Origin of the sequence: Sphingobacterium sp. xlx-96 (genome assembly GCF_011007365.1) — a bacterium.
Lineage (GTDB): Bacteria > Bacteroidota > Bacteroidia > Sphingobacteriales > Sphingobacteriaceae > Sphingobacterium > Sphingobacterium luzhongxinii.
This window is the reverse complement of sequence record NZ_WFKM01000011.1, coordinates 44,103-56,567: the sequence shown is the minus strand read 5'-3', so window position 1 is coordinate 56,567 and position 12,465 is coordinate 44,103. Positions and strand designations below refer to the sequence as shown.

Below are 12,465 nucleotides of genomic sequence, written 5' to 3'. Positions count from 1 at the left end.
CTTATCTCCGATCAATCGTAAGGTTCTATAAACTATCCTTCTCCTATTTGTAACTACGGACTATAGGTTTTACCACTTCAAAACTAAGTTCCTCCTTGTGCAGTACGGGGTCTCTATCCGCTCCAGTCCATTCCCATGCCGATATAAATTGAAATTCCTGATCATTACGCATAGCTTCCCCCTCGGGCGTCTGATATTCTTCGCGAAAATGGGCGCCACATGATTCATTCCGGGTCAATGCATCAAAACACATCAATTCTCCTATTTCCAGATAATCGGCTACACGACCGGCTTTTTCCAATTCACTGTTCATTGTTTCTGCCGTTCCAGACACTTTTACATTTCTATAAAAGTCCTCGCGCAACTTGCGAATTTCCGTGATTGCCCAGTTCAAGCCCTCTGCATTACGCGCTAAACCGCAATAATCATACAGGATCTTTCCCAACGTTTTATGATAATAATCAACCGTTTTATTGCCATTAATAGCTACAAGACGCTTAAGATTACGCTCTACGTCGGATTGAATCCTTTCAAATTCTGGATGATATACGTCAATCTTCCCAGTATGTATATCTCCCGAAAGATAATTAGCTATGGTATAAGGCGCAATAAAATAGCCATCCACCGAAGCCTGAAGTAACGAATTGGCCCCCAACCTGTTAGCGCCATGATCAGCAAAATTAGCCTCACCAAGAGCAAAAAGCCCCGGTATAGTGGTCATCAACTCATAGTCAACCCACAATCCACCCATCGAGAAATGGGCAGATGGAGAAATCATCATAGGCTCTTCATAAGCGTCAAAGCCTGTTATTTTAAGGTACATGTCAAATAGATTACCATACTTCTCCTCGATCTTCTCTCGTCCCTGTTCGCGAATAGCCTTTGCAAAGTCCAGGTACACGGCATTTTTCAAGGGTCCGATCCCAAATCCAGCGTCAATACGTTCCTTTGCTGCCCGCGAAGAAATATCGCGAGGGGCAAGATTTCCGAATGCGGGATATCTTCTTTCCAAATAGTAATCTCTTTCTTCCTCGGGAATATCATTCGGGCTCCTGGTTTCATCCTCTTTCGTAGGAACCCAAATCCGGCCATCGTTACGTAACGATTCGGACATCAACGTCAATTTCGATTGATAATCGCCCGATTGGGGCAGCGATGTAGGATGTATCTGTATCCAACTGGGGCTCGCCATGAGCGCGCCCTTTTTGTGGGCACGCCAGATAGCCGAACCATTACAGCCCATAGCCAGTGTAGATAGATAATATATCTTTCCATACCCTCCGGTAGCCAGTACCACGGTATGAGCCGCGTGCCTTTCCAGCTCACCTGTATCCAGATTTCGTACAATAATACCCCTAGCCTTTCCATCAATTAGAACCAGATCCAACATTTCATGCCGTGAATAGAGCTTCACAGCTCCCTTTCCAACTTGCCGCATTAATGCTTGATACGCCCCTAACAACAACTGCTGCCCCGTCTGTCCCCGGGCATAAAACGTACGGCTCACCTGCACACCTCCGAAAGATCTATTATTCAAATAACCACCATATTCCCTACCAAAGGGTACTCCCTGGGCTACCGCTTGATCAATCAAATTTAGCGAACACTCGGCCATACGATATACATTAGCTTCCCGCGCTCTAAAGTCTCCCCCCTTTAAAGTATCGACAAACATCCGATATACGCTGTCACCATCATTTTTATAGTTTTTAGCAGCATTTACGCCTCCTTGCGCGGCCACAGAATGTGCCCGCCTTGGGCTATCCTGAAAGCAGAAAGCTTTGACCTGGTAACCCATCTCAGCCAATGAAGCAGCTATCGAACTTCCTGCCAAGCCGGTTCCCACGACAATCACATCTAATTTCTTGCGATTCGCTGGATTGACCAGCTTTGCCTTCTTCTTAAAATTATCCCATTTATGTTCCAATGCCCCCTCGGGAATTTTTGCATCTAAGTTCATAAGCTTTGATCTTAAGTTTAACTCTTAGTGATATATATATAAATGGGCATCATCGCAAAACCCACACAAATTAAAACGGCATAGATCTCCCCCGCTATCTTGAGCCATCGCATGTATTTTGGATGAAACAATCCCAGTGTTCTAAAAGCGCTATGTAAGCCGTGAATAAGATGATAGCAAAGTGCAATCATCGACAGCACATAGATAACCACATACCACCACTCCTGAAAGGTAGTCACTACCAACAGGTAAAGATCCCGATGACCATTGCTATCTAAGGGTAGTTCCCCAAACTTATATACATACCAGAAATTTTTGAAGTGAATAACGAGAAAAATTAATACAATCGAACCGAGTATCCCCATATTACGGCTATACCACTTGCTTGCTCGACCTCTCTCATCTTTTTGATATCGTTTTGATGATTTATTGTTCTTCATCGTCACGATCAAAGCATCGGCAACATGCAGGATAATACTCAGATATAAGACATAGGAAACAATTTTTATCAATGCATTACCCGACAAAAAATTAGAATACCAGTTGAACTGAAGGCGTGCCTCCTCTTCGGGCATAAATAACTGTAAATTACCCAACAGGTGTATTGTTAAAAAGAAAGCTAAAAATAGTCCAGTCAGGCACAGCAGCATTTTACGAGATAGTGTTGTCAACATCGCAGTATAATTTTAATAATAACCAATTACTTTCATCCATAACCCACCCACAACCATGTAGATAATCAAAAGTAGAATACCTATCTCTAATCCTCTTAACCACCAAGCCTTGAGCTCTACGTAACCACTACCAAAATACACAGGAGCAGGTCCATGCCCGTAGTGTGTCAAGACACCGTAGATAGAGCCCATAAAACCAAGCATCATAGCCAATAGCATCGGCGGGATTCCTAGAGAAATACCCACACCCAGCAAGGCAGCATACATAGCGGCTACGTGTGCGGTCGCACTCGCAAATATGTAATGGCTGAAAAAATAAACCAGAATAATCACCGGAAATGCTACCATCCAATTCAAGCCACCTATCTGTACTTTAACGATATCACTGAACCATGCAATAAATCCTAACTCATTGAGCGAGCTCGCCATCATTACCAGTACCGCAAACCACACTATCGTATCCCAGGCCCCTTTCTCTGCTTTCACATCTTCCCATGTCAATACAGAGGTCAAAAGTAGTAACGTCAGGCCGATAAACGCCGTAGTTGTCGCATCAATAGATAATGACGCTCCAAAAATCCACAAAGCCAATAAAATAAAAAATGCTAACAACATCAACCATTCGTTAACTTTAATAGGTCCCATTTCATTCAGCTTCTCTGTCGCCATTTTTGCTGCGCCACCCGTTTTTTTTAACTCTGGTGGATAGAGTTTATAAAGTACCAGCGGAACAATAAAAAAAGCTGCTAGCCCAGGGATAAATCCAGCGATTGCCCATGACATCCAGGAAATATCAACGCCCAGATTCGCAGCAAATTTCTGACACATCGGATTGCTCGCAGTCCCGGTTAAAAACATAGATGAGGTAATGAGGTTCATGTAATAGCTATTGAGCGTCAAAAAAGAACCTAACTTCCTGTGGGTAGTCGGATCCTCCGGTACAGAGCCAAAACTCATAGCCATGGATTTCATGATCGGATAGATGATACCTCCTCCACGAGCCGTATTGCTGGGGATAGCTGGGGCCAGACACATATCTGCCAATCCCAGCCCATAGGCTAGCCCCAAAGAGCTCTTACCAAAAATCTTGATAAAAAGAAAAGCGATGCGGTTACCTAGTCCCGTTTTAATAAAACCCCTAGCGATAAAAAAAGAAATACCAATCAGCCAAATCACCTTATCACCAAAGCCACTCAACGACTTGACGATAGAGCCACTGGCATCGCCAGGAGCAAGAACCTGTGTCAACGCCGTAAAGCCAATCGCCATCATACACATCGTTCCCATCGGTGCGGCTTTTAATATAATACCGAGGATAGTAGCCGCGAATATGGCAAATAAGTGCCACGCCTCAGGACTCACACCGTCTGGCGTGGGTATAAACCATAGTGCTAAAGCAATTAAAAAAGTAATACCTATCTTTTTAATACTAATTTCTTTCATATGCGTATGATTATTTCACAATCCGCCAGCTGGCGTATCCCTTTGATTTTCAATTAAAGTCTACTCTGTACCTGTACAATAAATAAGTTGCCGTTATAGGTCGTTGTATTTGATAGCTGTGTCTTATATCGATCCATTTGCATCCCTATCTGTATGCGTGCACCATAATCTTTTAAGAACTCCAATCCCAACATCGGTGTGATGGTCTGTCTCGGGTTCGAATTTTGGCTAAAATTTCGGTCCAGGTATTCATAACGGCACGAAGCTTCGATAGACGATAGATTCTTATGCTTGATTTCATAACGAAGGTTAGGTAGGAAATAAACGCCACGCACTAAAAATTCATTAATGCTCATAGGCCTCTCTCCATCAGGTAAAGCTGTATACATTGCATGATTGGACGCTTGTTTGCCCTCCAGTTGCAAATCAAGAGACCACTTTGGCGCCAAGGCTACGTTGGCCACGATATCTGCTCCCCAAGCGTATACATTCTTTCTAGCCACCTCTCCTACACCACCGTTGAGCCCAATATTCAATGCGTACTTCTTGGATAACCCAAATACCATCCTAGTCATATACTGTTTGCCGTTATCATTGTCGGAAACTTGATTTTTACCGTTCCCATTGACTGCAGATATCGCGTACTGAAAGGGTAACTTTCCGAGATGAAACGTCCCTCCAATTGATGCACCAATCTGGAAGCTAGTCCACCCCAGCTTGCCGAATTCGAAGTACTGATTAGACCAATCCAAGGACTTTATGATATCTACGGGATATGTTTCCTCAATTCCAAACCAGGGTCTGAACTGCCCCACTGTAACAGCAATTTGAGGACTAAATGTATATTTCAAATAAGCATTTTCCAATACACGAGCCTTAGGATCATTTTTAAAGTCTGCCAGATTAACAAGTGCGATGACTTCAGTTCGCTTACTTATTTTAGCTTGTACCTGTGCACGCATATATTTGAGTAAAAATGAATTGCTTGTTCCGGAATGATCCTCATGGTGCAGACCAGAAACATCAACATCATCATTTGCACTGACAACATATCTCGCTTGGAATAAGCCTTTAAACTTAAATGAAGGGTATTTTTCGGACGTTTTTCCCCAAGTGCTATCTGGCACCTGACTATAGTTTAAACCAGGCATAGCGCAGAAAACCACAAACAGAAAAGCAAGGTAAATGTATGTTCTTTTCATAAGGTAATACACGATTACATTTGTCTAATATCAGTTGGCTATAGTCTATACAAATTGTAGTGCCCATTTGTTTTGAATTAAAACATTAACGAAAAAACCATCGCAAAATGCAATGGTTTTAAACGATAAGTTATACGATTTTTACCTTCCGAAGGCAAAAAGCCGTTCTAAAGGGTGGATTCTATTCTTCAACCAGAGAGATAACATTTCCATGCCGACAATTGAAAACGTGATCCCATTCCCCCCAAAACCCAATACGAAGTAAGTGTCTTTAAAATCCTTATGTGTCCCAATATAGGGCAACCCATCCTTGGTCTCTCCAAATGTTCCGGTCCAGGAAAAATCTGTGTAAAATGTACGCTCAGGGAACAATTGGCCGAAGCTCCTATGTAGCCGATCGGCTTTTTTATTCAACAACGCGTCCCGTCGAACCGGGTCTTGAAACTCCTCATCCCCGCCACCAATCAACATTCGGCCATCATCTGTACAGCGCATATAGAGATAGGGCTCATCCGTAGTCCATATCAATAGATCTTTCACCTTCTTACAGGCAGCCTCATCTATTTCAGATACTATAGCATAGGTGCTTAATAAATCAACAAATTTTTCTTTAATCAAGCCTTGACTTTCATAACCGGTACAGTACACCACTTTTTCCGTCCTAATCATAGCACCTGTATTTAATTTACATCTACTTTGCTTTTTACCAGAAGACACCGCTAAAAGTTGGGTCTTATCGAATATACGTAACCCACGATTTTGATTGTAAACCAACAGTTCATGCAGGAGGCAAAATGCGTCAACACTAGCTCCCTGGGCAGAAAGAATACCACCATACCCCATTTTTAAACCGAAGCGCTGCGTTATTGCTTCCATATCTAACCACGAAACCTCAAAGCCTGCTTCGGCTCTTGCATCCAGCTCTTTTCTTAATCGAACAACATCCTTTTTCCTTGTCGCTAGGTAGAGTGATTCCTTCTTAACAAAGCCCGCTTTTGATTTAATCTCAACAGCAATTTCGCCTAATCTATCGATGGCAGACGAGCAGGCTTTATAACTCGCTTCGGCTTTTTCTCTACCAATCATCTCGCTGAGCCGATGCAAAGGCACATCGATCTCGTATTGAAGCATTGAGGTAGTCGCCGACGAACTTCCGTTGCCGATCTCGCGCTTGTCAATTAACACCGTATTGTATCCGTCGGAAATACATTGGTGAGCTATCAATGCACCCGTAATCCCCCCACCCACGATAAGCACATCGCATTCAATATCTTCTCTTAGCGAGGGGTAAGAATACATCAAACCGTTCTTTACTAGCCAGAAAGGTTCCGAAGATTTTAAATCCATACAGTAAGAAGCTTAAACCCTAGGATCTTTTTTAAAAAACACAAAATAGATAATGGCCAACACGACTACAGCAATTACAATCGCCCAGATGATCCCCTGCCCCGCTGGCTTGTCATCGGGTTCATTTTTGACTACTTCCGGTATTCCATTCTCGTGCTCTGGTATAACGTTTTTTTCCATGACTAAAACATTTTTTAGTTGTGATATTACTTGTTGAACAGCTTTAAGCTATTTTAGTTTGCATTTAGTCCCTTCTTTTTTTATCTAGTAACTGCAACATACTTATTGCGGTTTTTCTTGTTTACACCCTAGTGTTTATACCCTATTTTGAATATCTTCCCAACTATATTTCCATACGACTGTCCTCTAGAGTAAAAAATATAAAGACATGAAAAACGTACATCAAGAAACAGCAGGTTTGCTAAATCAGTTGATAGAGATCAACAACGATCGTATTGAAGGCTATGAAAAAGCCATTTCATTACTTCCTACGGACGGCAACTACGGTTTGCAAGCTACATTCGAAAAATACAGAGATCAATCGATCCAATTTAAAAATGACTTAATTCCTCTTGTATTTCGGGAAGGCGATAAACCAACAGATGAAACTAAAACCAGCGGTAAATTATTCAGGACTTGGATGGAAATAAAATCCGCAATAGCCCCTTATACAGCAAAAGCAATATTAGAAAGCTGTGAGCGTGGCGAAGATGAATTTAAGAAAGTTTATCGTGACGTTATTGAACAATCGCAGCTAGCTCCGTTAAATATGCTATCCATCATTCAGAGTCAAGCCAACCTACAATTACAAGCCCATGACCATATTCGAGATTTGCGCGACAATATGAATTCGTAGATTGAAAGAGGAATGCCATCTCGATGTGATGGCATTCCTCTTTCAATCTACGAGCCTATTTATAACTGCATATTTTATTAATGAAGCGGAATTTTTAACCCCTGCTTTTTCAATGAGATTCTGCCGATGCCCTTCAACCGTTCGTTTACTTAAAAATAGCTTGTCCGCTATTTCTACGTTTGTGTATCCTTCACTAATCAGTTGCAATACCTCTAGTTCTCTTTCGCTCAATTCCACATCAGTCGTGGAGGTATCTTTTTCATAACTCGCAAAACCAGACTCCTGTGCCATCACCCGTTCGAGTAAAAGCATAGCCAGCTCTTCACAAAGGTAACGCCCGCCATTAGAAATATGGTTAATAGCAAATAAGAGTTCATCATAACTTACATTCTTGACCAAATAACCCTTTGCACCCTTTTCAAACGCCTGCGATACGTTCTGCGTATTGTTCAACATGGATAATACGATAACTTTCACGTTTGGATACTGTTCGACCAATTTTTCAATAAGCTGAATACCATCCATTCCCGGCATATTGATATCCGTAATAATAATATCCGGAATAACATTCTGCTCCAAATAAGCAATCGCTTCTTGGCCGTTATTGGCTTCGGCGATCACTTGTACATTCTCTTGTGTGTCTAATAATAACTTAATTCCATTACGTACCACCAGGTGGTCCTCTACTAAAATTATCTTAATCATATAATGACGTTAATTATACATGGTTATTTTTAACTGACTGTTTTCTAAAACTCGATTTACCTCCATAGCACCATCGTATAGTGCAATACGGTTACGGACATTATGTAACAGGGCTTCCGGATAGTGATGGACACTACTATTCAATGCGCTTCTGGATTCACTCAAATTAATATTTATTTTATTTCCCTTTACAGCGATTGTAAGCGAAGCTTCATAGGGCAATACATTTTCTTTCCAACTCTGCAATAAAGACTGCACTACCCGATAGCAGCAAAACTGAAACTCCGGAGACTTATCTTTAATACGGGGATCGATCTTATAACGAAGGTCATATCCTAATCGCTTTACAGCAAATACCATATCTTCCATAGCGGGTAAAAATCCCATATTTACAAATACATTGGGCAATAGATCGTTCGAAAGTTCAGTGATCTTACGTATGGTATCGTTTAGCCGCTTTTTTAAAACCGTTATTTCACTTTCATAACCGTGCGTGAGTATAAAATTCTGCATGCTTACCCGCAATGCATAGAGCTCTTGCGCGATATCGTCTCGTAGAGTCAAGCCGATCTGCGCTAACTCTGCTTCGTACATGTCAAAAAAGGAACGATACAGCGTATCAAAGTTGTCCGTGGTGAGCGTCGCAAAACTATCTACCTCATCCAAAAGAACCACACTATACCCGACCTCTTCCTTACTTATATTTACTTTTTTAGAGTACAGGCTTACCCAGCCCTTTCCCTTCCCACCTTTAGAAAGTTGCATGTAAGATAGCACGGAAAGATAGTCTGGACTGGAATTCTTAAAAAAATGGCTTAGCCGTACTTTCTCCTTAGTACTAAAAAACTTAAAAAGGGAAAAGCCAGTCATGTCATGCCCATCTGCATGTCCTACCCTGTCTGCTAGCTGTCTATCTGCTTCAATAATCTCGTACGCATTATTCAGCAGCATCCTTCCCCAAGCGCCGTGTGGAAATACCTCTTTTATGACAAAAACCTCATTCGGCGAATGATTGAGCATTAATTTCGACCGTTCGAAAAGTTCCTGTTCTTCTTGCTTTTTATTTATTGCCATCCAATTATTAAAATTACACGATTCGTAATAAAATGATAAAAATGTTGAGGTATCACCGTTTTGAAGCAAAAATCAAACCCATTCTCTCCTGTTTAATACCCATTATACACTTTTTTTTTGCGGTTTATACGTGCTCGAAATTATTTCCACCTAAACTGCTGTGTACAAATACGGTTTTTATATGCCGCTCACCTGTAAAAATATAGCGCACTAAACATAGGCTCCTTAAAATCATAAAAACAAACAAGGAGTTAATAAACAGCAACTTATAACAAATTGAGGTTCTTTAAAAAGTCTACAGGTATTTCTACCCGATAGCCTCAGTACCCTACCACCGGTCCAATTAAAGACCATAATTCTGCACCATATTTGATGTAATCCAATAAACAAGACAACAAGTACAACTTAAAAGATATCGATATGAGAACAGCAGAATTAAACTTAACAATTTTAGAGAACAGTCCTATCCTTAATAGCATCGCTCAGAAGTTTACCAGCGATCCATACGAAAAAGAAGAACTTGTTCAGGAAACATTTATCCGTTCGCTGAATTCATTAGAGAAATTCATTCACAATCCTAAATTGGTAGCTTGGCTATATACGATAATGAAAAATATCTATATTAATAAATACCGTAGACAAGTCAAATTTAGAGCTATAGAATCCGATCTTCAAAGCGTTCCTCACTTTGAAAGCAAGTCATTTAATAGAGGGGAGTCAAAATTCGTGATGGAAGATATCCAAGGTGCACTCTCCAAATTACCGGAGTCCAATTACAAGGCATTTACGATGTTTGTGGAAGGCTACAAATACAATGAGATAGCTGATTATCTACAGGTTCCCGAGGGTACCGTGAAGACAAGGATACATATTGCACGCAAAATGCTCAAAGAAGATTTAAAAGGTTACACCGCTTAATAAACGCTTTCTGTTGAATATTAAGAGTGCCTCTCTCCAGGTTGAAGAGAGGCACTCTTATATTATATAGTGACCCTTCCCCCTGTTACAGGTACCGTAGCGCCCGAAACATAGGAAGCTGCCTCCGAAGCCAAAAACACATATACCGGCGCTATTTCTACCGGTTGCCCAGGTCTGCCTATAGGTGTATTGTCTCCAAACTTTTCGTGATCCGGGATCGTACTGGGTATCAACGGCGTCCAGACCGGGCCGGGAGCCACTGCATTGACACGTATCCCTGAGCCATCTTCTAAAAATAGTTGTGCCAAACTCGCTGTAAAATTTTGGATAGCTCCTTTTGTAGCCGCATAGGGCAATAAGCTGGGGTTGGGATCATAAGCATTTACAGAAGTTGTGTTTATAATGCAACTTCCAGGGCGCATATGTTTTTTAGCGGCTTTGACCAGATAAAACATAGCACTCATATTCGTTTCAAAAGTTTTATTCCACTCTGCGGCGGTAATCTCTTCCACCGTTTTATAGGTCATTTGATAGGCTGCGTTGTTTATCAACACATCGATTTTACCAAAGCGATCCACACAGGAATTAATAATAGTATTACAATGCTCTTCCGATCGGATGTCTCCACGTATCAAGGTACAGGATCTTCCCGCTTGTTCCACCCATTTTTTTGTGTCGTTTGCATCTTCATCCTCTATTTCATCCTTATAGGATATCACAATGTCTGCTCCCTCCCGAGCCATAGCTATAGCGACGGCCTTTCCTATACCCGAGTCACCACCTGTAATAATTACCGTCCTATCGGCCAATAAATCCTTGCCCTGATATTGCTCTTCCCCATGATCAGGCCTGGGGTGCATCTTTGAAGTGATACCAGGTACAGGCTGAGGCTGCCTTTCAAAAGGAGGTTTAGCAAATTTATCGATCGGGTTATTCTGTTCTGTGTTCATAATTAAATGTGTTTAATCTATTCCAAAAAAGTTATCTATGAACAAAACACGCCCCAAATAGTTACACCCAAATATACGTATGGGTATTTACCCCCAGTAGCTGCCCGTAGTAAATACCTCTTTCGAGGTTAATTGGCCTACACGGTAAACTTTAGCATTCTTTATGACGTTTTTATAATAACACAACATATTAAACATCTAAAATTTATGCTCATGAAAACATTAGACACTTCCTTATTTCAACAACTTATCGATGAAGAAGCCTCCAGCTGCCTTACGATATACATTCCTGTAGGCAGAGAAGTAGCCGATGTTAATAGCAATATTCTTAAGCTTAAAAATCTAATCAAAGAGATAAAATCCGTAAACAGCGAAAATGCTGAAGTATCTTCACTCTTGGCCACTGTAGAAAAGAAAACGGAGGATACCGAGCTCTTCAAAGGACACGAAGGCTGTATCGGCTTTTTCCTATCTTCAAGCGGTCTTTTCGAGATTGTTTATCTACCTGCGTGTAGCGATGCTTTTTATCAGGTCGATGAGGTTTTTTACATAGTGCCTTTGATAGATCTTATTCCAAAACTTACGCCTTACCATGTGCTGGCGTTAGGCAAAAATTCGGTCCGGATGTATCAAGGCGATTATTATGGCCTAGAGGAGATTGTACTCGCTCCAGAGATTCCACGTACGATGCAAGAAGCGCTGGGCTATGACCTTACAGACAATCACCTGCACGCCGCTGCCGGAGGTTCGGCCACCTTACATGGGTATATGGAGATAACCGATGAAAAAGAAATCGATAACGAGCGTTTTTTCAGAATGGTAGATACTGCTGTATACGAATATTACAGTAAACCCTACGATCTCCCCTTATATCTGGCTACGATCTCGGAAAATCTACATCTTTTCAAAAAGATATCCAAAAATCCGAAGTTGCAACAGGAACATATCGAACTATCCGCCACTACTGCTTCAAATTCCGAATTGCTTCAATCCGTAAGACGGATTATAGAAGATCAACAATCTCACGAATCAGCGCATATTATTCAACTGTTCAAAAGGGCCAAAGCTGAGAATCTAGCAACAGATCAGCTAAGACAAGTGGCTAAGCAGGTAATGGACGCTCGGGTGGAGCACCTACTATTGGGCAAGAGCAGAAAAATATACGGTGATATATTCTTGGATGAACGCGCCGTCAAACCTGATCCACAAAGTAATATAGACATCTTAAACCGGTTAGCCATATTGGCTCATAAAACCAGCGCTAAGACACACATTATACATCCTGGAGAATTCCTATTGACAGAAGGAGCTGCTAGTGTAGCACGCTACTAATACC

General features: G+C 41.4%; 12 protein-coding genes. 3 read left to right on the top strand and 9 right to left on the bottom strand.

Features of this window, described 5'->3' with window-relative positions:
- Positions 1–43 precede the first annotated feature (43 nt).
- From G7B20_RS14375 to G7B20_RS14350, 6 genes are all read right to left on the bottom strand, one after another.
- Positions 44–1,960, bottom strand: coding sequence for a fumarate reductase/succinate dehydrogenase flavoprotein subunit (locus G7B20_RS14375; RefSeq protein ID WP_164112115.1), 1,917 nt, complete (start codon positions 1,958–1,960; stop codon positions 44–46).
- Positions 1,961–1,977: 17 nt separating this feature from the next.
- Entirely contained in the window at positions 1,978–2,634 is a 657-nt protein-coding gene (locus G7B20_RS14370; protein ID WP_164112114.1) for a succinate dehydrogenase cytochrome b subunit, read from the bottom strand.
- A gap of 12 nt (positions 2,635–2,646) precedes the next feature.
- Entirely contained in the window at positions 2,647–4,077 is a 1,431-nt protein-coding gene (locus tag G7B20_RS14365; RefSeq protein ID WP_164112113.1) for an anion permease, read from the bottom strand.
- 53 nt (positions 4,078–4,130) lie between these two features.
- Positions 4,131–5,279: a porin gene (locus G7B20_RS14360; protein WP_164112112.1), complete on the bottom strand. Its 1,149-nt coding sequence runs from the start codon at positions 5,277–5,279 to the stop codon at positions 4,131–4,133.
- Positions 5,280–5,420: 141 nt separating this feature from the next.
- On the bottom strand, positions 5,421–6,626 hold the full coding sequence (locus G7B20_RS14355) for an NAD(P)/FAD-dependent oxidoreductase (RefSeq protein ID WP_164112111.1): 1,206 nt from the start codon (positions 6,624–6,626) through the stop codon (positions 5,421–5,423).
- Positions 6,627–6,638: 12 nt separating this feature from the next.
- Positions 6,639–6,806 carry a hypothetical protein gene (locus tag G7B20_RS14350; protein ID WP_164112110.1) on the bottom strand — a complete coding sequence of 56 codons (168 nt, stop codon included), beginning with the start codon at positions 6,804–6,806 and terminating at the stop codon, positions 6,639–6,641.
- A gap of 208 nt (positions 6,807–7,014) precedes the next feature.
- Between G7B20_RS14350 and G7B20_RS14345 the strand changes: the two genes are divergently transcribed.
- Entirely contained in the window at positions 7,015–7,482 is a 468-nt protein-coding gene (locus G7B20_RS14345; RefSeq protein WP_164112109.1) for a PA2169 family four-helix-bundle protein, read from the top strand.
- A 42-nt stretch (positions 7,483–7,524) separates the two neighbouring features.
- Here the strand turns inward: G7B20_RS14345 and G7B20_RS14340 are convergent, their stop codons facing one another.
- Entirely contained in the window at positions 7,525–8,187 is a 663-nt protein-coding gene (locus G7B20_RS14340; RefSeq protein ID WP_164112108.1) for a response regulator transcription factor, read from the bottom strand.
- Between the two features lie 9 nt (positions 8,188–8,196).
- The gene (locus tag G7B20_RS14335; protein ID WP_164112107.1) at positions 8,197–9,261 is read right to left on the bottom strand and encodes a hypothetical protein; all 1,065 of its coding nucleotides are present in this window, start codon (positions 9,259–9,261) and stop codon (positions 8,197–8,199) included.
- Between the two features lie 420 nt (positions 9,262–9,681).
- On the opposite strand from G7B20_RS14335, the gene G7B20_RS14330 reads away from it, so the two are divergent.
- On the top strand, positions 9,682–10,179 hold the full coding sequence (locus G7B20_RS14330) for an RNA polymerase sigma factor (protein ID WP_164112106.1): 498 nt from the start codon (positions 9,682–9,684) through the stop codon (positions 10,177–10,179).
- 62 nt (positions 10,180–10,241) lie between these two features.
- Here G7B20_RS14330 and G7B20_RS14325 read toward each other — a convergent pair whose 3' ends face one another.
- Complete coding sequence (locus tag G7B20_RS14325) at positions 10,242–11,129, bottom strand: SDR family oxidoreductase (RefSeq protein ID WP_164112105.1); 888 nt, start codon at positions 11,127–11,129, stop codon at positions 10,242–10,244.
- 213 nt (positions 11,130–11,342) lie between these two features.
- Here G7B20_RS14325 and G7B20_RS14320 point away from each other — a divergent pair, with 213 nt between their 5' ends.
- Positions 11,343–12,461, top strand: coding sequence for a hypothetical protein (locus tag G7B20_RS14320; RefSeq protein WP_164112104.1), 1,119 nt, complete (start codon positions 11,343–11,345; stop codon positions 12,459–12,461).
- The last annotated feature ends 4 nt before the right edge of the window (positions 12,462–12,465 follow it).

What these genes read in the sequence shown, in the direction of transcription:
- G7B20_RS14370 (WP_164112114.1), bottom strand. Translation starts at nt 2,634, where the DNA reads ATGTTGACAACACTATCTCGTAAAATGCTGCTGTGCCTGACTGGACTA.
- G7B20_RS14350 (WP_164112110.1), bottom strand. Translation starts at nt 6,806, where the DNA reads ATGGAAAAAAACGTTATACCAGAGCACGAGAATGGAATACCGGAAGTA.
- G7B20_RS14365 (WP_164112113.1), bottom strand. Translation starts at nt 4,077, where the DNA reads ATGAAAGAAATTAGTATTAAAAAGATAGGTATTACTTTTTTAATTGCT.
- G7B20_RS14345 (WP_164112109.1), top strand. Translation starts at nt 7,015, where the DNA reads ATGAAAAACGTACATCAAGAAACAGCAGGTTTGCTAAATCAGTTGATA.
- G7B20_RS14330 (WP_164112106.1), top strand. Translation starts at nt 9,682, where the DNA reads ATGAGAACAGCAGAATTAAACTTAACAATTTTAGAGAACAGTCCTATC.
- G7B20_RS14325 (WP_164112105.1), bottom strand. Translation starts at nt 11,129, where the DNA reads ATGAACACAGAACAGAATAACCCGATCGATAAATTTGCTAAACCTCCT.
- G7B20_RS14355 (WP_164112111.1), bottom strand. Translation starts at nt 6,626, where the DNA reads ATGGATTTAAAATCTTCGGAACCTTTCTGGCTAGTAAAGAACGGTTTG.
- G7B20_RS14360 (WP_164112112.1), bottom strand. Translation starts at nt 5,279, where the DNA reads ATGAAAAGAACATACATTTACCTTGCTTTTCTGTTTGTGGTTTTCTGC.
- G7B20_RS14335 (WP_164112107.1), bottom strand. Translation starts at nt 9,261, where the DNA reads ATGGCAATAAATAAAAAGCAAGAAGAACAGGAACTTTTCGAACGGTCG.
- G7B20_RS14375 (WP_164112115.1), bottom strand. Translation starts at nt 1,960, where the DNA reads ATGAACTTAGATGCAAAAATTCCCGAGGGGGCATTGGAACATAAATGG.
- G7B20_RS14320 (WP_164112104.1), top strand. Translation starts at nt 11,343, where the DNA reads ATGAAAACATTAGACACTTCCTTATTTCAACAACTTATCGATGAAGAA.
- G7B20_RS14340 (WP_164112108.1), bottom strand. Translation starts at nt 8,187, where the DNA reads ATGATTAAGATAATTTTAGTAGAGGACCACCTGGTGGTACGTAATGGA.